The following is a 20,968-nucleotide window of genomic DNA, read 5'->3' on the forward strand; positions in this document are numbered from 1 at the left end:
CGTCTCCCGTGAGTGTAGACACCCGGCAGGCCGCCCCGTACGCGGGAGGAAGGAGTGCTGTGCCCACCGGGCCCGGCGAGGAGTTCCTGGAAATCCTTCGCCACGGAAGTGGCGGCGCGTTCCACGCCCTGCCATGGCGGACATCAGCGCGGCGGCAGGGGTCGCCCGAGGCGATGTCCACGGATACTGCTCGTCGCGGTGATGGACTCGCCGCATCGGGCGTCGTACGAGCGACTCGACCACTCGTCGGCTGTGCGGGAGGCCCACGAGCGGTTCCTGCACCGGATGTGGTCGAGTTCGGTGGCGACGCGGGCCGTGCCGGCCGGGATGAACAGGCTGGCCCGGTGGGATGCCACGTGCGGTTCTTCGGCGATCTTGAAGTCGTCAGGGCCCCGGATACGGGCAGACCGCACCGCCGGCCAGGTCGGAGCGTTCGACGGTCTCTCGCGAGGGGGCGCGTGTCGCTGTCCGCCGCCAAGGACGACGGCCCGATCGACCAAGCACAGCGCGGCCGGTCGACGCTTGGTGCAGGCGGGCCGCCAGGGGTGCCCTGCCTCCGCCTGAGAACTCCGCACTCGGACCTGCTCGCCGGCGCTCGGTTCCCAGCCCGACGGCTTTCCTCCAGGCCGCCGCTCGTCGGTTCAGTCCGCGGTAGGCCGGGCGAGGCCGTGGTCATAGGCGAAGATCACGGCCTGGATGCGGTCGCGGGCCCCAATCTTGGCCAGGACACGGCCGACATGCGTCTTGACCGTGGACTCGGACAGCACGAACCGCGTGGCGATCTCCCCGTTGGTCCAGCCTTTGCCGACGGCCACGAGGATCTCGCGTTCACGGTCGGTCAGGGAGGTGAGCCTCGTGTCCTCGGCCGGGTCGGTTCTGTGGGAGGGGACGTACCGGGCGTACTCCTCAAGGAGGCGGCGGGTGAGAGCGGGCGCGATGACGGCGTCGCCGACGGCGACCGCGCGGATCCCGGCGAGGAGTTCCTCGGGACGCGCGTCCTTGAGGAGGAACCCGCTCGCGCCGGCCCGCAGGGCGGCGTGGACGTACTCGTCGAGGTCGAACGTCGTGAGCACGAGGATGCGGGAACGCTCGCCGGCGGCGACGATGCGGCGGGTGGCCTCGATGCCGTCCATGCCGGGCATGCGGACGTCCATCAGGACGACGTCCGGGCGCAGTTCGGCCGTCTTGCGGACGGCTTCGGCGCCGTGTCCGGCCTCACCGACGACGTCGGTCTCGGGGACGGAGTCCAGGAGCAGGTGGAAGCCGTAGCGTTGCAGCGGCTGGTCGTCCACGATGAGCACGGTGGTCATCTGTCACCGCCGCTTCCGGGCGTCAGGTCGAGGACGGCCTCGACGCGCCATCCTCCGCCGGCCGTCGGTCCCGCGCTGACATCGCCGCCGTACAAGGCCGCTCTCTCCCGCATGCCCACCAGGCCATGCCCTTCCTCGTTCGGCGGTCCGGATGATGTGTCCGGGCCGGTGTCCTGGACCCTGATGGTCAGCCGGCTGTCCTCGACGAGGATCGCCAGGTGGACCCGGGTGTCGGTGTCGGCGTGCTTCAGGGTGTTGGTGAGGGCTTCCTGGACGATGCGGTACACCGTCAGCTGCACCCCGCTGTCCAGGGCGTCCACCTCTCCGGAGGTCCGGTAGACCACCTCCAGTCCGGCGGCGCGCACCGTGGCGCACAGGACGCCGAGGTCCAGGATGCCGGGCTGCGGGCTGAGTTCGGGTCCACCTGTTGGATCGCCACCGGCCTCGCGCAGCACCCCGAGCACCCGCCGCAGTTCGCCGAGGGCCTGTCGGCCGGTGTCGCCGATGAGCCGCAGGGCCTCCTTGCCTCGCTCGGGTTGGGTGTCCGTGGCGTAGGCGCCGGCGTCGGCGAGCGTGATGATGACGGACAGGTTGTGGCCGACGATGTCGTGCATCTCGCGGGCGACACGGGTGCGTTCGGTGGCCGTGGCCAGCCTGCTGCGCTGGTCGCGCTCGATCTCCAGCCGGGCGGCCCTCTCGCGCAGTCCGGCGAGCTGGGCGCGGCGGATCCGGACCATCATGCCGAGCGCGAGGGCCGCGGTCGCCGTGCTCAGCAGGAAGAAGAGTGCGTCCCCGACGGACATGACCGAGGACACGCGGACCGCGACCAGCACCATGGCGACCGCCATGGCCGCACAGGCGTACGACAGCTCCCGCAGCCGCCCGTGCAGGGCCAGACTGTACAGAGCGATGAAGAGGGCGATGTCCGCGCGCAGCGCGGCGCCCAGGGACCACTGCAGGACGAACACCGCGGCGATGACGCCGAAGGCCACCGCGGGCTTGCGCCGCCGCCACAGCAGCGGCAGTACCAGGCCGGCCTGCAGGGCCAGCATTCCCACCACGGGCAGGTGGGTGAAGGCGACCCGCAACCGGCGCGGGCTGTCGCCGTCGTCCACACCGCCGTGGATCAGGTCGGGCAGGCAGAACATCAGGAAGACCAGGACGACGATGGCGGTGTCCAGCACCCAGGGATGTGTCCGGTCGGCCTGCCGAAGCCGCTGGCCGCCCCGGGAGAGCCGGGCGACCAGCGGTCCCATGCCGCTGATGTCTTCGGTGGTCACGGACGTCACCCGCCCATGATGCGGGCGTCAGACGTCACTGCGTACGAGGCGGTACGCCGCGCCGCCCAGCGCCAGCACCGTCCAGCAGAGGAAGACCAGCAGTCCCGCGCCCGGCGAGAGGGTCGTGGAGTCGTGGGTCAGGGCGAACATCGCCTCACCCGCGTTGGACGGCAGGTAGGGACTGATGTCGTTCTGCCAGGAACTGGGCAGCAGGGAGATGAGCCCCGGGATCAGCATGAACGTGGCGACCAGGACCGAGATCCCGCCGGCCACCGACCGCAGCAGTGCTCCAAGGGCTGTGCCGATCACCCCGACCAGGCAGAGGTACAGCCCTGCGCCGAGCAGACTCCGCAAAACACCCGCGTGGGAGAAGCTCATGTCCGCGGGCGTGCCCGAGACGATGCCGCTCCCGATCAGGAAGGTGACGAACGCACCCAGGGTCCCGACCGCCAGGGCGACCAGCCCGAACACTGCTGCCTTGGACCACAGCACGGGCAGTCGGCGGGGCACCGCCGCGAGCGTCGAGCGGATCATGCCGGTCGAGTACTCGCCCGCCGTGACCAGCACGCCGAGCACACCCAGGGCCAGCTGGGCGAAGTTCGTACCGAACAGGGACAGGCTGACGGTCGTCGAGTCGGCGAAGTCCGAGTCCAGGTTGCCGGAGTCGATTCCCGACTTGTAGCGGCTCGCGGCGATGAGACCGAAGGCGACCAGGAAGAGCAGGCCGAGGCCCAGGGTGATCCAGGTCGAGCGCAGGGACCACAACTTGGCCCACTCGGAGGCCAGCACGCGTCGTCCGGTCACCCGGTAGACGGGTCGGGCGGGGGTGGTGCGCGGTTTCTCGGCGGTTGCGGTGAGGGTGCTCACGCGGGCCTCCCGGCGGCCTCGAGGGTCTCGATGGTCTCGATCCCGGTCGTGGTGCCGTGGTACTCCACGGCATCCCTGGTCAGGTCCATGAACGCCTCCTCCAGCGACACCGTCCGCGCGCTCAGCTCGAACAGCGCGATCCCGTGTTCGGCGGCCTTCAGTCCGATCTCGCGGGCGGTCAGCCCGGTCACCTGGAGTTCCTCGGAGCCGATCCGGCCGGTGACCTCGACGCCCGGCCCGGCCAGTACGTCCCGCAGCCGCGCCGGGTCCTGGGCCGCGACGTTCACCATGTCGCCGCCCGCCTTGCGGATGAGTTCCGCCACGGTCGTGTCGGCCAGCAGCCGGCCGCGTCCCACGATGATCAGGTGGTCCGCCACCAGGGCCATCTCGCTCATCAGGTGCGAGGACACGAACACCGTCCGGCCCTCGTCGGCGAGCCCCTTGAGCAGGTTGCGGATCCAGAGCACGCCCTCCGGGTCCAGCCCGTTGACCGGCTCGTCCAGCATCACCGTCTGCGGGTCGCCCAGCAGCGCCGCCGCGATGCCGAGCCGCTGACCCATTCCGAGAGAAAAGGCGCCGGCCCGCTTCTTCGCCACACTGCCCAGTCCGGCGAGGCCGATGACCTCGTCGACCCGGCTTCCCGGAATGCCGTGAGTCAGCGCGAGTGCCTTGAGGTGGTTGTACGCCGAGCGGCCCGGGTGGATCGACTTCGCCTCCAGGAGAGCACCGACCTCCTGCAACGGCGCCTGGTGCCGGGCGTAGTGGTGGCCGTTGACGGTGACGGAGCCGCTCGTCGGGGCGTCCAGGCCGACGATCATGCGCATGGTCGTGGACTTGCCCGCGCCGTTGGGCCCCAGGAAGCCGGTCACCGTGCCCGGCTTCACGACGAAGTCCAGCCCGTCGACGGCCGTCTTCTCGCCGTATTTCTTGGTCAGCTGCCGTGCGTCGATCATTCGCGTTCTTTCTCTCGGGCTCGGGCGTCCGGTACTTCGACGCCGCACCGGCAACGCTAGGTGCCGAATCACCCCGATCCGGTGGTACCGGGAGGCTGACCTGCGCCGTACTCGTGGTACCGCGGTACTACGCACCCACCTGCGGTGCTGTCCCGCGTTCGTGTGCTCCGACGTGGTCACGGCAGGCAGCCGGCCACCGCGGAGCGCGACCCACCCGCGCCGCACCGGGGAGGCGGTCACGGTGCCTCGAAGACCGGGTCGTTCATTCCTCGTGTCCGGTCACCTCGAGGGACGGCGCCCAGCGCGGGATCTCGCCCCTCCCGGAGACCAGGCGGATGTTCTTGCTGTAGCCGTACTCGCGCAGGGTTTCCGCCGCGGTCTCCCGGCCGAAGCCGCTCGCACCGACACCGCCGAACGGCGCGCCCGTGAAGTTCCGGTTGTAGTTGTTCACGAAGACGAACCCGGTGTGCAGGGCGCGGCTGACCCGCAGCGCGCGCTCTGAATTCGGCGTGAACACCGCGGCGACCAGGCCGAAGTCGGTGCCGTTGGCGATCCTGACGGCTTCGTCCTCGTCACGGAAGGGGATCATCGAGATGACCGGGCCGAAGATCTCCTCCTTCGCGATGCGCATGTCCGGGCTGACGCCGGTGAACAGCGTCGGTGCGACGTAGAAGCCGCCTGCCAGCTCCGGGTCGTCGGGGAGCGGCGCCTGTGCGGCGATCGTGGCCCCCTCCTGGACGCCGATGTCGATGTAGTCGAGCACCCGCTTGCGCTGGGCGGCGGACACCATCGGTCCGATGTGCGTGCCGGGGTCGGCGCCGTTACCGACACGCAGCCGCTTCACCGCGTTGCCGTAGCGGCGCGCGACCTCGTCGTAGATGTCGGCGTGCACCAGGACGCGGGACGCCGAAGTGCAGGCCTCACCCTGGTTGAAGAGACCTCCCTCGATCGCCCACGGCAGCGCCAGGTCGAGGTCCGCGTCCTCGAAGATGATGAACGGGTCCTTGCCGCCGAGCTCCATCAGGGTCGGGGTCAGGTTGTCGGCCGCGGTCTTGATGACGGAGACGCCGGTGGTGGGCGACCCGGTGAACGAGACCTTGCCGACGAGCGGGTGCCCCGCGAGCTGCGACCCGATCGGGCCGGTGCCCGGAATGATGTGCACCACGTCGTCGGGCAGGACGGACTGGATGATCTCCACCATGCGCAGGGCCGACAGCGGGGCCTGCTCCGGCGGCTTGATCACCACCGCGTTGCCGACGGCCAGCGCCGGGGCCAGCTTGCTCGCGGTGTGGATCGGCGGCCAGTTGAACGGCACGATCGCGCCGATGACGCCGTAGGGTTCGAGCACCGTGATGTCCAGCAGACTTCCGCCGTCGTTGACCTGGCCGGGCATGGAGTCGCACAGGCTCGCGAAGTACTCGAAGATCCCGATCGCCGCGTTCACGTCCCAATTGCGCGCCTGGGAAAGGGGTTTGCCGTTGTCACTGCACTCCAGGACCGCGATCTCGTCGGCGTGCTCGCGCACCGCCTGGGCGACCTTCCGCAGCCAGCTGCCGCGTTCGCGGGCGGTGCGGGCCTTCCAGGAGAAGTGCGCGTCGTAGGCCGTCTGAACAGCCTGGTCGACTTCCTTGTCGCCTGCGCCCTGCACGACGGCGAGCGGCGCGCCGGTCGCGGGGTTGTCGACGGTGAACTGATCGGCGGCGTCCTCGGACGACCACCGGGTACGGATCGTGCGTTCGGGTTGTGACGACCTTGCCATGGTTCTGCTCCGTTCAGGGATGTGCTGCGGGGTGACGACTCGCTCGCCGGATGCGGCAGCCGTCGCTTGGTGATGGCCCCCCAGGGCATGAGAACGATCTGGCCGTTCGTGTCTCGGCGTTCCAGCGCTCGGAAGCCCTCTCGAAGTCCGCCGAGCCGGTGGAGACCTTCGCCGGGGATCTCCGGTTCCCCGGCGGCGATCAACCCGTCGTCGCCCCCACCGCGCGAACCCGCTTCTACTGGCCGTCTTCGGCCAGGATCCTGTTGCGTACGCCGGCGAGGGCTCCCGCCATCGCGCCCGCGGGCCTGCCGAAGGTGGTCGCCGAGAACTGGGCTGGGCCGGTCTTGGCCGTGAAGGAGTGCGGGTAGGCGAACTCCCGGAGTCCCTCCTCGCCCTGCTTGCGCCCGTAGCCGCTGTCGCCGCGACCGCCGAAGGGCACGGCGGGGTTGATGGAGAACACCAGGGCGTCGTTGATGCTGGTCATTCCGACGCGGAGTTGACGGGCGATGGCTTCGCCGCGGTCGCGGCTGAAGACGGCGCTGCCCAGTCCGTACCGCCCTGCGTTGATGCGCGCGATGGCCTCCTCCGCGTCGGCGACCTTGACGACGGCCAGCGTGGGCCCGAACGTCTCCTCCGTCACCGCCAGGGCGTCGGGGCTCACGCCGACGAGGATGGTGGGAGTGACATAGCGTTCCCCCACCGCCTCGACGCCACCGACCGTGGCTGTCGCGCCGCGATCGAGAGCGTCCTGGATGTGCTCCCGGATGATCGGGATCTGGGTGGGCAGGGGAACCGGCCCGATCTCCGCGTCCTCGTCGCTGCCGACGCGTACCTGCTTGGCGAGGTCGCTGATCTTCTCGACGAACTCGTCGTGAACCGACTCGGCGACGTAGGCCACTTCGAGGCTGATGCAGCCGTGGCCGGTGTTCTGGATGGCGCCCCAGACCACGTGCCTGGCGGCTTCGTCCAGGTCGGCGTCCTCAGCCACGATGACGCCGTCCTTGCCCCCGAGTTCCAGCAGTACGGGAGTCAGGGTCTGCGCGCACTGGGCGGCCACCGTCCTGCCCGTGGTGACGCTGCCGGTGAACGCGAGCTTGTTCAGGCCGGCCTCGATGAGCGCTCCGCCGGTGGCCCCGAATCCGTTGAGGCACTGGAGGACGTCCGGGAAGTCGGGGACCGCACGCTGCCAGGTCCGGACGATCCACTCCCCGACGCCGGGCGTGATCTGGCTGGGCTTGAGGATGGCGGCGTTTCCGGCCGCGATCGCCTCGATCAGGATGGCCCCCGGCGTCAGGAGGGGGAAGTTCCACGGGCCGATGACACCGACGACGCCGTAGGGCTGGTATTCGACCCATGCTCGCTGGTTGGGCACGGTGGGGCTGGCGGGGAGCTCCCGGCGTCCCAGTACGCGCTCGGCGTTCTCGATGGCGTACTGCACGTGCTCCAGAATCCCGAGCACCTCGACACGGGCGTCGTCCAGAGGCTTGCCGTTTTCGGTGTGGATGAGGGCGGCCCCCTCCTCGCCGCCTACGGCTATCTCCCGCCGCCACGCACGCAGTCGCTCCGCACGGCCCTCGAATCCGAGGTCCCACCAGGGCCCGGCGGACGAGCGTGCGGCAGCGACAGCCGCGACCGCCTCTTCTTTGCCGGCCACGGGGTACCGGGCGAACTCCGCCCCGGTGGCCTGATCGACGGTGACCACCTGGTTGCCGTCCTGCCCGATGGCTCCGTCACGCGTGATCGTCGGGGTGTTGTTGATCATGAACTTTCCCACTTCCTTGGGCCCGCCGACACCCGAGCAGCACCCTGCGGGTGGGGGCAGACGGCCGACACGGCCTTCGGCGCGATGAAGGGCCGCCGCGCGGCGGCGGGGGCGCGCCGACATGAATGACTTCAGCGAAGGCTCGCGAGCCTGACAACCCACAGAATATCAATCGACTGCATTGTGTCAAGCGTTTGATAGCTTGCAAGATTCCTGCTACTCAGCAAGTCCCCCAGGAACGTCACAACGCCGCTGCCCTCATCGAGGTCGCAGCGGCGACAGTTACCTTCAAGCGACCCGAACCGGCCGAGCGGCGGGCGGGCGTGCAGGGTCTCGGGCTCAGCCCATGCTTGAGCGTGATCACCTGCGAACCGGCGCTGGTGAACACGCACCGCGGTTTCTCATGTCGGGCACCACACGGTCCGGGGACTGCCGGTTCAGGCCAACGACCCGGAGCACCTCGCCCAGTTCACCGACCACCGGATCGAGCACCGCCTCCCGCACCGCGCCCTCACCCGGTTCGGTATCCACCCACCAACGGGAACTGCCACCAGGTGAAGCCGACAGGTTCGCGGATTCCTGAGGGCCCAAGGCAGCGAACTGGCTGGCCACTTGAGGTCGAGACGGCGATCGTCCAGCCGGTTGAGGCAACAGGGGTTCGTACGGCCTGTGCTCGGGAGGGTGTGGTGAAGGAGTGGTCTTCTTCCACATGAGGCTTCGCCTGGGCGAAGGGCTCGGGGAGCTCATGGAGGTGGGCGAGCGGTTTACCCCGCTCGCCCGGTCGTTGCACCGTCGGTGGCCGTTGCCCAGGTAGGCGGCGCTCTGTGGCTGTTAGGTGTCGGCCCGGTCGGTCTGGCGCAGCGGCTGGGCTTCAGACTGCTGCTTTGTACAGCCTGGGCACGGTTGTGGGGATCGGCTCTTCCTGGGGCGTTGCGGCCATGGCGTCTTCGCGTGCGGGGGTGAGCGGCGTCTTTCACGTGTTGGCGTCCGACACCGCGAACGTCCTCGGCCACTTCCGGTCGGCGAGTTGTACGGGATCCGGCATTCCCAGGCCAAGACGCGTAGTGCCCTGGGAGTGCAGACGATCGGGCAACTGGCCGTGCTGCGTTGTGCGGCTCACGCTGCGGTGGGGGAGAGCTGCGGCGGGCTCGGGACCACCTGGGCGGTTCATGACACCGGCCGGTGGCGGCGACTTCAGCCCGCTTGGTGGATGGTCGGGCTCGCCGGGCGGTTCAGTGGTGCCGGGAGTGCGCGGTGAGGGCGTGGAGGTTGATGGTTCCGCGCTGCAGTTTTGCGTCGTGGGGTGCGTTGAATCCGGCGTTGGCGATGTACAGCTGGTTGCCGCGTACGGCGGTGGTGGTGGGGGAGGCGAGGCCGTCGTCGACGGTCAGGGCAGTCTCGTGGGTCCCGTTCGGGTGCACGACGCTGACCCGGTCAGTCGGGTCGTTCTGCGCGGCGAAGACGGTGTCTGAGTGGTTGTTGAGGAAGGAGAAGTCGTCGAAGTCGGGGAGCTTGTCGGCGACGGTCTGGATGGGGCCCGGGTCTTTGTGGGCGGTGACCGGGATCCTCAGCAGCGTGCCTTGGTTGAAGTTGCTCACCCATACAGCGCCCTTGTGGAAGCGGACGCCGTTCACGCCCAGCTTGAGGGACGTCTTGGGGTCGGGTGCGAGCTCCGGGCCGGTCAGCCAGACCCTCGCCGCCCCGCGGGAGACGGGCACGGCCCATACCGTGCCGTTGTAGCTGTCGGGGGCGTAGAGGGTACGGCCCGTCCGATCGATGGCCAGGCCGTTGGGCAGGCCGTCGGCGGGCAGGGCGGCCAGACGCTGGGGACGGCCGTGTGGGGGGAGTTTCCAGGTCCCGTTCCGGGAGGCGTCGTCGGAGTTCACGTTGTAGTAGACGGTGCCGTCGTTGCCGCGGGTGTTGCCGGTGATCTGATCGCCTTGGTGCCCGGTGACGAGGGTGGTGCGCTGCCCGGATGCGGTGATGCGCACGAGCTTGGGCGGCTTGTTCGCGGGGGCGCCCAGTAGGGACACGGTCAGGGAGCCGTCCGGGTTGGCGGTGATGTTCTCGGGTGAGTCGCCGCAGGCGAAGTTGAACGCGGCCGCGGTCTTCACCTGGGTGATGACCGGCTGTGAACGGTCTGCTGCGGTGGCGGCGGACGCCGACGGCGTCGAGACGAGAACGGCCGCGAGAGCAGGGATCGCTGCGGCGTGAGTGACGCGAATGCGCATGGTGTTGCTTCCTGTGCAAGCGGCTGGAGGACGACGGAGCGGTGCCGCACGTTCCTGGGCCGGATGGTTCCCCCGGCTGACCACCTGGCGGCGGGAAAACTGACTGCGGATGGGTGACTACGGGAGCGAGACGCAGCGCGGCATCAGGTGTCGAACCGCACCCCGCCGAGCCACGTGACCTTTTCGGGGTCGTGGTGGTCGAAGATGTGGCTGCGGCCCGTGTCCAGGCCGGCGATGCGTGCCATCTCGTCGGCGGTGAGCTGGAAGTCGAAGACGTCGAGGTTTCCTGCCATGCGTTCGGGCCGCACCGACTTCGGGATCACGACGATCTCGCGCTGGACGAGCCAGCGAAGGGCGATCTGGGCGACGGACTTGTCGTGGGCGCGGGCGATGTCGACGAGCACGGGGTTGTCGAAGAAGCCCTGGCCGCCTTCGGCGAGCGGCCCCCAGGACTCGTGCTGGACGCCGTGCTCACGCATCAGGTTCTGGTCGCCCACGCGCTGGAAGAACACGTGCGTCTCGATCTGGTTGACCGCGGGGACGATCTCGTGGTGGGTGATGAGGTCGGCAAGCCGGTCGGGGTAGAAGTTGCTGACCCCGATCGCCCGGGTACGACCGGCCCGGTTGAGGTCCTCCATGGCCCGCCATGACCCGTAGTAGTCGCCGAAGGGCTGGTGGGTCAGGTAGAGGTCGAGGTGGTCGAGACCGAGGCGGTCGAGTGAGCGGTCGAAGGCGCGCTCGGCACTGTCCTGGCCGTAGTCCTGGACCCACAGTTTGGTGGTGACGAACAGCTCGTCGCGGGGGATGCCGCTGGCGGCGATGGCCCTGCCCACGGCGCGCTCGTTCTCGTACGCGGCGGCGGTGTCGAGCAGGCGGTAGCCGGCTTCGAGCGCGGCCTCCACCGCCTGCTGGGTCTGGTCTTCGGGGATTTGGAAGACGCCAAAGCCGAGAATCGGCATCTGAACGCCGTTGTTGAGGGAAACCTGGGGGATCTTGCCGGTCATGGCGGAGACCTTCGCTTTCTGGCTGTGTGTGGGGGCGTCGGCCGGGCAGCAGCCGTCTGCTCAGCGGTGCTTGATGCCGGCCTGGGCGGAAGGGGCGAGGGTGGGTTCGGTGACGGAGACGTCGCCGAGGGCCTGGTCGACGGCCGCCAGCAGGTCGTCCGGCAGCGTCACGCCGGAGGCGGCGGCGGTTCCGTGTTCCGTGTAAGTCCCTGGTCAGCGTCGGCGGACCGCCGGTTCCAGGGCGGGGTTGGCGAAGCTGCTGTCGGCCGGGTTGATGACCGTGCCGGGGGTGACGATGGCGTCGATGCGGTCCAGGACCGCGGGGTCCAGGACCACGTCGGCCGCGGGCAGTTGCGTGTCCAGATGCTGGAGCGTGCGCGGGCCGATGAGGACCGAGACGACCGAGGGATGGTTGAGCGCGAACGCGATGGCCATCTCGATCAGCGTCATTCCGTTGTCCTCGGCCAGGTGGGCGAGGGCTTCGGCCGCCTCCAGCTTTCGCTGGTTGACCGGCAGGGACATGTCGAAGCGGTCGGCGAGGCGCTGCCGGGCCGGGGACGGGGTGGGCAGGTCGGCGTCCTGGCGCCAGCGGCCCGAGAGCCAGCCACCGGCGAGCGGACTGTAGGTGATCACTCCCATGCCGTGCCGGGCCGCGGTCGGCAGGACGTCGGCCTCGATGCCTCGCACGAGCATGGAGTACGGGGCCTGTTCGCACACGAACCGCTCCAGGCGCCTGTCGTGGGCGGCCCACTGGGCTTCGACGATCTGGCTGCCGGGGAAGGTGGAGGAGCCGAGGTAGCGGACCTTGCCCTGGCGTACCAGGTCCGTCAGGGCGCCCAAGGTCTCTTCGATGTCCGTGTCGGGTGAGGGCCGGTGCACCTGGTAGAGGTCGATGTAGTCGGTTCCCAGCCGGCGCAGCGAGTCCTCGACGGCCCGCATGATCCAGCGTCGGGAGTTGCCGCGCTGGTTGGGGTCGTCCCCCATGGGGTTGTGGAACTTGGTGGCCAGGACGATGTTGTCCCGGCGGCCCTTGATGGCCCGTCCGACGATCTCCTCGGACTCGCCGTGGGAGTAGACGTCGGCGGTGTCGATGAAGTTGATGCCGGCGTCCAGGGCGCGTTGGATGGTCCGGGTGGCCTCGTCGTGGTCGGGGTTGCCCCACGGGCCGAACATCATCGCGCCCAGGCATATTTCGCTGACGGACAGGCCGGTCCGGCCCAGCAGACGGTGCTCCATGGTGGTCTCCAACTGTCTTGTACGGCTTGCTCGGATCGAGGTGTCGGATGCTGCACGGGGAGGGCCCGGCCTCTCCGACCGGTGTCAGCTCCGCGCTGATTCCGCTTTGCGGTGGGAGGCGGCCAGCAGGCCCAGCGGCAGCAGGGCCGCGAGAGCGAAGGCGAAGCCGGTCAGCGACGGGCCTTTGAGGCCCAGGCTGGAGGTCAGGGCGATGCCGCCGAGCCAGGAACCTGTGGCGATGCCGACCTGGAAGGCGGACGTGGCCAGGGCCATGGGCAGGGACCGGCCGGCTCCGGCGATGCGGACGACCTCGCCGACCACGATGGGGTTGCAGGCGAAGCCGGCTGCGCCGAGCAGCACGACCAGGACCACGGCCACGACACTGTTGGTCGCCCACAGGGTGATGGCGCCCAGGATCGCGGCCGTGACTGCGGTGGCCGGGATGAGCGTGGTGTAGGGCCGGCGGTCGCCGAGGCGTCCACCGACCGTGGTGCCGGCCAGGGCGCCGATGCCGAAGCCGAGCATCGCCAGCGGCACCACGGCACTCGCGAGGTGGGCCCGCTCGGTCAGCAGCGGGGCGACGTAGCTGTAGGCACCCATGATGCCGGCCTGGATGAGCGCGATGGCCAGGTAGACCAGCCACAGGCGCGGATGCTTGAGCGCGGCCGTCTCGGCGCGCAGGGAGGTGTCGGTGCGTGTGGTGTCGGCGGGCAGCCGGCGGGCCACCACCACGGCGGCGGCCACGGCGAGAGCGGCGAGCATCCAGAAGGGGGCCTGCCAGCCGCCCAGTTGGCCGGCTGCCGTACCGAGCGGGACGCCGACGATGTTGGCGAGGGTGATGCCGCCGACCATGACGCCCGTGGCACGGGTGCTGGCGGCCGGTCCGGCGGCGGCGGTCGCCACCACCGCGCCCACGGCCCAGAAGGTGCCGTTGCCCAGCGCGGCGGCGACCCGGCCGACGAGCGCGAGCCCCAGGCTGGAGCTGAGCGCGCTGAGGACGTGACCCGCGGCGAAGACCAGCAGCGCGGCGACCAGGGCCGAGCGACGCGGCAGGCGCCGGGTCGCTATGGACATCACGGGCGCGCCGATCATCATGCCGACGGCGAAGGCGGTGATCAGCGTTCCGGCGCTGGAGACGCTGACACTGAGCGCTCCGGAAATCTCCGGCAGCAGGCCGGAGACGACGAACTCGCTGGTGCCCATGATGAAGGTGATGGCACCCAGCAGCCACACCACCGGCGGCAGCTTGGCCTTCCCGGCAGGCGCTGCTGTGCCGCCGTCACCCGTGAGGGGCGCGGCGGCCGAGGGATCCGGCTTCGTGGACGAGGGGGAACTCACTGACGATCCTTTCAAGAGAGCCGGCGCGGGCCCCGGTCATCCGGAGGCGTTCCGGCAAAGCGGCGTGCGCGCCGTAGGTGGTGCGGGCGGAGCACTTCTGGCCCGCCGCATTCCACGAAACCAGCAGTCGAGAGCGGCAGACAGGCACGCTTGTGAGGGGTAACAGCAGGGACCCCCTCATGCCGAGAACGTGAGCGTGTGCACCGCGGATCGGGGTACCGGCCGCGGCACGGGAGGCGGGCCGTCCTCACCGATGCTCGAGCAGGTGGTCAGCACCGCCGCCCGCCGGGCGGAGCAGATCGAGCCGGACCGCGACGGTGACGCCTCCTGCTACCTGCACGAGGCCGCCGCCCTGATCACCGACAACGCCGGGCAACGCCCGAACTGGGTTGCCCGCTCCCGTCACCCGCAGGGAGATCCCGAATGACCTCGGTGCTGTACCCGGGCCTGCCGGAGAACGGGCTGATCGTGCCGAACGCTGCCCGACTTGCACCTGACGTTGGCGTCAGGTTTTAGCGTGGTGGCTGTTGGCGCTCCGCAGCTCCCTGCGGACATCGCCTCCTTACGTCAACGATCTTCCGCGTCTGCTGTGAGCAGGTGCGACCGACAGCAGGAGTACTCATGCGCGCAGCCGTTTACCGTTCGCTCGGCGGTCCGGACGTCGTCGAGGTCGCCGAGGTCGAGAAGCCTGTTCCGGGCTTGAGCGAGATTCGTATCAAGGTCCAGGCGGCCGCGCTCAATCCGACCGATGTGGCGGCCTGGAGCGGGGGCTTCTTCCCGGCTCCGCCGGAGGGGGCCGCATATGGCCTCGGCTGGGATGTCGCTGGCATCGTCGACGCCGTCGGCCCGGGTATCCACTGGACACCCGGACAGCCCGTCATCGCGTTCAGTCACGGCTTGCCCCTGGGGCTGAACCGGGGCCAGGCCGAGTACATCGTGGTTCCTTCCCAGGCGATCGCCGCGGCGCCCGCCGGTGTCGACCCCGTCCACGCCGCCACCATCCCCCTCAACGGCCTGACCGCGGCCCAGTCCGTCGAACTGCTCGGCATCCAGGCGGGCCAGACCGTGCTCATCACCGGGGCGGAGGGGGCGGTCGGCGGCTACGCGGTGCAGCTGGCCAAGCGCCGGGGAGCCGTGGTCATCGCGACCGACCTCTCGCCCGAGGGAGAGTTCGCGACCAAGGTGGCAGGGGCCGACGTGTACGTGCCGGCGTCGCAGCCTCTCGTCGAGACCGTCCGCACGGTGCGCCCCGAAGGAGTCGACGCCGTTCTCGACACGGCCAGGCTGGGGCAGGCAGCCATCGGGGCGGTGGCGGACGGCGGCAGGTTCGTGACCACACGGCTCGACGCCCTGCCCCAGACCGAGCGGGGCATCCGGGTCCTCCTGACGCAGGTCGGCCCGGACGGAGCGATGCTTTCGACGCTGTCCGATCTGGCCGCGGCCGGAGACCTGGCGTTGCGCGTGGCCGAGACCTACCCGCTGCAGGAGGCCGCGCAGGCATACGCCCGCATGACCAGGGGCGGGCTCCAGGGACGTGTCGTCCTCACCATGGACTGAGCACGACACCCACCCTCTCGCACGACGGCTTCTGTCCCAGCTGGGACAGAAGCCGTCGCCGTCCGGTACCGGACGCACAGGCCGTGACGAGGCCGTGCAGCCAGGCGGGCGACGTTTCGCGCGCGGCGACCCCACCGAGGCGACGATGGGGTCGGTAGCTGAGGCGGTCTTAGCGCACACCACTGATCAGTGGTGTGCGCCAAGACCGCCTCAGGCGGTACTGGCGGCGATGCCGCCGCGTACGGGATGGCTGTGGTGCGGGTGGCTCGGGTCCGTCGCCACCGCGATGATCTCGTCGAGGCGGGCGCGCACTGCCGTCAGATCGCCGATCTGGCGGTCGATGCGGGCCCGTTCGGTGATGAGGCTGTCGCTGAACCCGACGGGCGAGGGGCCCTCGTTCATGCACCGCGGCAGGACCTCGCGAACAAGCCTGCTCGCCAGGCCGGCGGCGTACAGCTGCTGGATCATCCTGACCCGGGCGACCGCGCCGTCCGGGTACTGTCGCTGCCCCCCGCCGGTACGGGTGGCGCCGAGCAGCCCCTGCTCCTCGTAGTACCGCAGCGCCCGCACGCTCACGCCCGCCTGTTCGGCGACCTCTCCGATCCGCATTGCTCCTCCTTGCCGGGTTGGCGTGGCGCCAGAGTTGTCCCTGACGTCAGTGTGAGGTTTCAGCGTAGCTGACGTCGTCATCACGGGCCCTTCTTCTTGTCCGGGCAGCAGCGTGCCGGATCACGGTGAAATCAGGTGGACATGCCGATCTGGCGCATGCCATCCGTGGATGGCATGCGCCAAGTCTGTGGTCCCGGCGGTGCCGGGAGGGTGAGGGTCAGTGGCTCGGCAGGAGGGTGCGCAGACGGGCGGCGTGCTCGTCGATCGACTGGGGACCGTTGCTGGTGAGCAGGCGGACACCTTCCTCCCAGATGACCTTGATGGCGGTCGGGTTGGTGGTCGTCTCCACCTTGTAGCCGGCGCTCCTGAGGGCTTCGTCGATGAAGTAGCCCATCCGTACCTTCTTGCCGGGGATCTTGAGGTAGCCGTTGCTGAGGACGAAGAGTTCGGCGGATTTGGCGACCGTGGTCACCCGCACGCCGTTGAAGGCGTGGTCGAGGTCGGTGATGACGGTGCCGTCAGCACCCACCCGGTACTTGGCCGAGGCCATGGCGATGGGGGCGTGGCAGATCAGCGAGATCAGCACCTGGTTCTCGCGCAGGGTGTGCAGGAGTTCGCCGAGCCAGGGGTTGTCGACGAAGTCGACCATGGGGGCGTGGCCGCCGGGCATGTGCACGAAGTCGAACGCGCTCAGGTCGAAGGCGTCCTCGGGGGCACGGTGTCTGTGCACGATCTGCTCGATGGACTGGTAGGTGTGCTCCGGCAGGTCCTGCATCGACTTGATCAGGTCGTCCCGCAGCACCACGACCTCCTTGTCACTGCCCGGCAGCGCCTCGGAAACGGGCAGGCGGCCCAGGTAGCGGCGGGCGAGGGCGAGTTCACTGTCCCGGCGGGCGACGAGTCCTGGCCGTTTGGCACGGAAGGTGTCGACATCGAAGCGGAACGCCTGTGCCGCGGTGGCGGAGACCGTTGCGGAGCTGAACTTGGCGCCGGCGTGCATCGACAGGGCCAGGCCGTTGATCTCGAGCTGCGGGACGAGCCCGCCGGGGGTGGCGAAGGTGAAGTCGTACTCGTCGCCGAATTCCTTGAGGATCTGCGCCAGTTCGACCAGATAGAACCCGGTGGAGACGCCGGGGTGGTCTGCCGGTGCGGTGAGCGGCAGAAGAGCAGCCGACGGGACGACGATCAGTGCCTTGGGCCTGGACGAGGAGGTGGGGGCGTTCATGGCGGGCCTTCTTTCATGCTGCGAGCTGGGGGAATGGAGGGCGCGCTTATCGGTCACGGACCGTCGCGCTGTGGTGGGCGATCCTGGGATGTCAGGCGGCGGTCGCGGCCGGTGTGTAGACCACGGCGGGGTCCAGAGCCAGGTTGGCCTTGGCCCGCGCGGTCAGCGCGTCGGCGATGACCTCGGACTGCTTGGCCTCGACCCCGTCGAGTGCGGCCCTGACGACGTCGGCCGGATCGTTCTTCTCGAATGGCTGTCCCTTGGCCATGTCGGTGTCGGTGGGTCCCATGTACAGGCCGGTGACCAGGGTGTTCTGTGCGGAGAGTTCGAGGCGGACGCTGTTGGTCAGGCTCCACGCGGCGGCCTTGGCCGCGCTGTAGGCACCCCAGTGTTCGGAGGGGGTCCAGGACCCGACCGACAGGACGTTGACGATCGCCCCGCCGCCACCCGCCTTCAGGATCGGGGCAAAGGCCCGGACCATGCGCAACGGGCCGTAGTAGGCGGTGTCCATCTCCAGTTCGATCTGGTCCAGGTCACCGTTGACCAGGCCATTGATGGTGATGATGCCGGCATTGTTGACCAGCAGCGTCACGTCCGAGGCGGCTTCCGCCACGGCGGCGACCGAAGCCGGGTCGGTGATGTCGAGTGCCAGCACCTCCGCTCCGGGCAGATCAACGCTCTCGGGGTTGCGTGCGGTGGCGTACACCTTCGCCGCTCCCCGCTCCAGCAGCTGGGTGACGAAGTGGCGGCCGAGGCCGCGGCTCGCACCGGTGACAAGGGCGACGGAGCTGGCGATGTGCATGGGGGTGGTCCTTCACGTAGGTATGCATCGTCGGCAGCGCCCTGATGGGCCCGACAACAGCCACGCTAGAACCTCACGCTAACGTCAGGTGCAAGTCTTTTCAGGGTGAGACGAGAAGGCAGACGCCGCTGCCTCACGGTGATCCCCGCGCCGTCGCGCGGGCGGGCGGCGGCCGTCCAGCAGCACCAGGCCGGAGTCGGGCCGGGTGGCTTCAAAGCCTGGCCTGGGTGCGGGATTCGGAATGCTTGTCCGCCCCCGGCTTACGGCGAACTCCCCTGCGGCACGGACGCGACGGCGGCGCGGGGCGTGTAGAGCTGGGGCGCGAAGGTGTTTTCCTCCCAGCCGCATGACCGTCGATCCCCGCCGCCCAGCCTCTCCTCCAGCCCTTCGCGCTGTCGACTGCGGTCTTAATCGTCGTTCGCGGGCGATTCTTCTCGAGGCTCGCGAGCCGCAGGATCACCTCATGTTGTGGCATGCCGGGCGTCGGTGGGGTGGTGGGTGACGAGGAGTTGCCAGGTCAGTTCGGCCATCTCGTTCGGTGTGCGGGGGCTGTCGCGTTGGAGCCAGTCGGTGGCCACGCCGAGGAGTGCCCCGGCGGTGAATGCGGCGGGTACGTCGTGGGGGATGTTGGTCGTCGAGACGCTGTCCGGCGCAGCGCCGGCGTTGAGGCGCACGGTGACGTGGACGTTGGCGGAGATGCGGCTGCGGATGTGGTCGATGACGCGGGCGCTGCCCTGTGGTCCAAGGAGGCTGCGGTAGAGGCCGGCGTGTTCGGCGAGGTTCTCGAAGAACGCGACGAGTGATCGGGCGGGTTCCGCATCCGGGGCCGCCGGAGCGGGGTCGAGGGCGGGGAGGGACTCGATGAGGGTGTCGATCGTCGCGGTGCAGGCGGCCTCGGCCAGTTCGTGCACGTCCCGGTAGTGGTCGTAGAAGGTCGTGCGGTTCACCCCGGCCTGTTCCGCCACGTCCGCGACGCTGATCTGCCCCAGGTCCTGCTCCTCGACGAGCTTGATCAGTGCTCCCTGCAGGGCTGCGTGAGTACGCCGTACGCGGCGGTCGCCTGCCGGTGCGTTCCGTCGGGACGTGGTCATGGCCCACACTCTATCTAACCGACAAGTGTTGGTTTTCCGACGAGTGTCGGATATTGTGTTATCTGAAGTAGAGCTTCCGGTCGAATGACGAACCCCCATGAAGCTCACCGTGGACGAAGCCAAGTGGGCGCCAGGCAGTGCGCCCTGATCGCCCCGACGTCTTTGATCACCGGGAAGAGGGAGACATCGTCGTACTGCTGACCGAGGCTCCCGGGGGACTGGAGGAGGCAGCCCTTGGTACCGCAGGACTGATCTGCCCCGCCGGGTTCCACCCGCAAGGGACTGAGAGCGCGGACGACGGTCCCCAGTTCGAGATTGCGGGTCGACATCAGACCCGCAAATCCCCCACGAGGCGTTACCAGCAGACGATCGCTGCGGCGCCGGAACAGACAAGGAGTAGTGCAATGCAGGGACTCAACACAAAGCGCATCGTCGTCGCCGGAGGTGCCTCCGGGATCGGCGCGGCCACCGCCGAGCGGCTCGCGGCCGAGGGCGCGGCGGTCGTGGTCGGTGACATCAATATCGACGCGGCCGAGGCCACCGCCAAGCGCATCACCAGTACGGGCGCAACGGCTTTCGCCGTCGAGTTCGATCTCGCCGATGAGCGTTCGGTTCGTGCGCTCGTCGACACCGCCGTCTCCCAACTCGGCGGCGTCGACGGCCTCTACAACGTCGCCGCCGACGTCTCGGCGGAGACCTTGGGCCGTGACGGCGATCTGCTCGACATGGACCCGGCCGTATGGCGGCGCACCCTGGAAGTGAACCTGATCGGCTTCGCGCTCACCAGCCGCGCAGTCCTTCCCCTCCTGCTGGAACAGGGCGGTGGTGCCATCGTCAACACCTCCTCCCTCGCGGCGCACGTGGGCGACCACCAGCGCGCGGCGTACCAGACAAGCAAGGCGGGGATCAACGCACTCACCCGTCACATCGCCTCCCGCTGGGGCAAGCAGGGCATCCGCTGCAATTGCGTGTCTCCCGGAGTCGTCCTGACCGAATCCGCGCAGACGATGGCTCTGAGTCCGGAGGCGCTGGAATTCACCCGCATGACGCTTCCCAGCCCCCGCTTCGGCAAGCCGGAAGACCTGGCCGGCATCGTGGCGTTCCTCCTGTCCGACGACGGCGAGTGGATCAACGGGCAGGTCTGGTCGGTCAACGGCGGCGCGATGCTCCGCGAGTAGCGACCACGAAGTCCTGCGAGTCCTTGGGCCTGCTCGCGGTTTTGATCGTGAGGTTGAGACAGGTCTTGGCCCAGTCGACGAGGGTGCCGGCGCAGGCGCGGTCGGGTACAAGTAGTTGCGCTCGAAGTCCGCGCAGTCTGCGGTCGCCGTCTCCAGGCCGCCCGCGCTCGTGTCGACCAGGTGGGCCGCAAAGACGGCGCGGCCCTCAGCCTCCAACGCGTCCAGCTCGTGGTCTTCGTGCTGTACGTGATGTCACGGACCCGGGAAACGCCGTCGGCTACGTCCAGACAGGGTTCGAGGGCATCTCGAACCCGGCTCAGTCCGTCGGCAACTTCTTCACCTGGCTCGCTGACCAGGCTGAGTAGCCCCCACCCCTTACTCCCCTCCTGGAGCTCATATGATCCGCCACCTGATCCTCTTCAAGCTCAACGAGGGCGTCGAGCGCGATGACCCGCGGGTCATGAAGGGTGTGGACGCCCTCCGCGCGCTCGACGGCAGCATCAAGGAGATCCGCTCCTGCGAGCTCGGCTGGAACTTCACCGACCGCCCCATCGCCTACGACTTCGCGGCCAACTTCGCGTTCGACGACGTGGACGCGCTGCACACGTACTTCGACCACCCGGGCCACCAGGCGGGCGTGGCGCTGTGGCGCGAGATCGCCACGTGGATCATCGCCGACTACGAATTCTGAGCCGTCCGCCGAACTCTCGAAGGGTACGGCCGCGCCTTCCCGCCCCGTTCTCGCACGGTGCGGGGCTTTTTACAC

General features: G+C 69.2%; 18 protein-coding genes and 1 pseudogene. 5 read left to right on the plus strand and 14 right to left on the minus strand.

Features of this window, described 5'->3' with window-relative positions:
* Positions 1-641: 641 nt before the first annotated feature.
* The 10 genes from ACWBNA_RS38515 to ACWBNA_RS38560 form a co-directional block, all read right to left on the minus strand.
* Positions 642-1,310, minus strand: coding sequence for a response regulator (locus ACWBNA_RS38515; protein WP_482709192.1), 669 nt, complete (start codon positions 1,308-1,310; stop codon positions 642-644).
* A complete protein-coding gene (locus ACWBNA_RS38520) occupies positions 1,307-2,566 on the minus strand; it encodes a sensor histidine kinase (RefSeq protein ID WP_482709255.1) in 1,260 nt (419 codons plus the stop codon). Before ACWBNA_RS38520 ends, ACWBNA_RS38515 begins: the two co-directional genes overlap by 4 nt.
* Positions 2,567-2,617: 51 nt before the next feature.
* Complete coding sequence (locus tag ACWBNA_RS38525; protein WP_482709193.1) at positions 2,618-3,457, minus strand: ABC transporter permease; 840 nt, start codon at positions 3,455-3,457, stop codon at positions 2,618-2,620.
* Positions 3,454-4,410 (minus strand): ABC transporter ATP-binding protein, encoded by a 957-nt coding sequence (locus tag ACWBNA_RS38530; RefSeq protein ID WP_482709194.1) that lies wholly within the window; start codon positions 4,408-4,410, stop codon positions 3,454-3,456. The genes ACWBNA_RS38525 and ACWBNA_RS38530 overlap by 4 nt, the downstream gene beginning before the upstream one ends.
* A 262-nt stretch (positions 4,411-4,672) precedes the next feature.
* A complete protein-coding gene (locus ACWBNA_RS38535) occupies positions 4,673-6,169 on the minus strand; it encodes an aldehyde dehydrogenase family protein (protein ID WP_482709195.1) in 1,497 nt (498 codons plus the stop codon).
* A 235-nt stretch (positions 6,170-6,404) separates the two neighbouring features.
* Entirely contained in the window at positions 6,405-7,931 is a 1,527-nt protein-coding gene (locus tag ACWBNA_RS38540) for an aldehyde dehydrogenase family protein (RefSeq protein ID WP_482709196.1), read from the minus strand.
* Positions 7,932-9,163: 1,232 nt separating this feature from the next.
* Positions 9,164-10,162: an SMP-30/gluconolactonase/LRE family protein gene (locus ACWBNA_RS38545; RefSeq protein WP_482709197.1), complete on the minus strand. Its 999-nt coding sequence runs from the start codon at positions 10,160-10,162 to the stop codon at positions 9,164-9,166.
* 143 nt (positions 10,163-10,305) lie between these two features.
* Positions 10,306-11,154 (minus strand): aldo/keto reductase, encoded by an 849-nt coding sequence (locus tag ACWBNA_RS38550; RefSeq protein WP_482709256.1) that lies wholly within the window; start codon positions 11,152-11,154, stop codon positions 10,306-10,308.
* 225 nt (positions 11,155-11,379) lie between these two features.
* On the minus strand, positions 11,380-12,402 hold the full coding sequence (locus ACWBNA_RS38555; RefSeq protein WP_482709198.1) for an aldo/keto reductase: 1,023 nt from the start codon (positions 12,400-12,402) through the stop codon (positions 11,380-11,382).
* An 84-nt stretch (positions 12,403-12,486) separates the two neighbouring features.
* The gene (locus tag ACWBNA_RS38560) at positions 12,487-13,740 is read right to left on the minus strand and encodes an MFS transporter (protein WP_482709200.1); all 1,254 of its coding nucleotides are present in this window, start codon (positions 13,738-13,740) and stop codon (positions 12,487-12,489) included.
* A gap of 265 nt (positions 13,741-14,005) precedes the next feature.
* Between ACWBNA_RS38560 and ACWBNA_RS38565 the strand changes: the two genes are divergently transcribed.
* Together ACWBNA_RS38565 and ACWBNA_RS38570 are read left to right on the plus strand one after the other, a co-directional pair.
* Positions 14,006-14,167: a hypothetical protein gene (locus tag ACWBNA_RS38565; protein ID WP_482709257.1), complete on the plus strand. Its 162-nt coding sequence runs from the start codon at positions 14,006-14,008 to the stop codon at positions 14,165-14,167.
* A 194-nt stretch (positions 14,168-14,361) separates the two neighbouring features.
* Positions 14,362-15,297, plus strand: coding sequence for an NADP-dependent oxidoreductase (locus ACWBNA_RS38570; RefSeq protein ID WP_482709201.1), 936 nt, complete (start codon positions 14,362-14,364; stop codon positions 15,295-15,297).
* A gap of 210 nt (positions 15,298-15,507) precedes the next feature.
* Here the strand turns inward: ACWBNA_RS38570 and ACWBNA_RS38575 are convergent, their stop codons facing one another.
* The 4 genes from ACWBNA_RS38575 to ACWBNA_RS38590 all read right to left on the minus strand — a co-directional run bounded on the left by ACWBNA_RS38575 (position 15,508) and on the right by ACWBNA_RS38590 (position 19,024).
* On the minus strand, positions 15,508-15,906 hold the full coding sequence (locus ACWBNA_RS38575; protein WP_217459799.1) for a MerR family transcriptional regulator: 399 nt from the start codon (positions 15,904-15,906) through the stop codon (positions 15,508-15,510).
* A gap of 217 nt (positions 15,907-16,123) precedes the next feature.
* Positions 16,124-17,131: a DJ-1/PfpI family protein gene (locus ACWBNA_RS38580; RefSeq protein WP_482709203.1), complete on the minus strand. Its 1,008-nt coding sequence runs from the start codon at positions 17,129-17,131 to the stop codon at positions 16,124-16,126.
* A gap of 91 nt (positions 17,132-17,222) precedes the next feature.
* Complete coding sequence (locus tag ACWBNA_RS38585; RefSeq protein WP_482709204.1) at positions 17,223-17,933, minus strand: SDR family oxidoreductase; 711 nt, start codon at positions 17,931-17,933, stop codon at positions 17,223-17,225.
* Positions 17,934-18,394: 461 nt separating this feature from the next.
* Positions 18,395-19,024: a TetR/AcrR family transcriptional regulator gene (locus ACWBNA_RS38590; RefSeq protein ID WP_482709205.1), complete on the minus strand. Its 630-nt coding sequence runs from the start codon at positions 19,022-19,024 to the stop codon at positions 18,395-18,397.
* 404 nt (positions 19,025-19,428) lie between these two features.
* Between ACWBNA_RS38590 and ACWBNA_RS38595 the strand changes: the two genes are divergently transcribed.
* The 3 genes and pseudogenes from ACWBNA_RS38595 to ACWBNA_RS38605 all read left to right on the plus strand — a co-directional run bounded on the left by ACWBNA_RS38595 (position 19,429) and on the right by ACWBNA_RS38605 (position 20,893).
* On the plus strand, positions 19,429-20,202 hold the full coding sequence (locus tag ACWBNA_RS38595; protein ID WP_086749596.1) for an SDR family NAD(P)-dependent oxidoreductase: 774 nt from the start codon (positions 19,429-19,431) through the stop codon (positions 20,200-20,202).
* 180 nt (positions 20,203-20,382) lie between these two features.
* Positions 20,383-20,567: pseudogene (locus ACWBNA_RS38600) on the plus strand (hypothetical protein).
* A gap of 32 nt (positions 20,568-20,599) precedes the next feature.
* On the plus strand, positions 20,600-20,893 hold the full coding sequence (locus tag ACWBNA_RS38605; protein WP_086749595.1) for a Dabb family protein: 294 nt from the start codon (positions 20,600-20,602) through the stop codon (positions 20,891-20,893).
* Positions 20,894-20,968: the final 75 nt, after the last annotated feature.

This window comes from Streptomyces sp. Q2 (assembly GCF_056820935.1).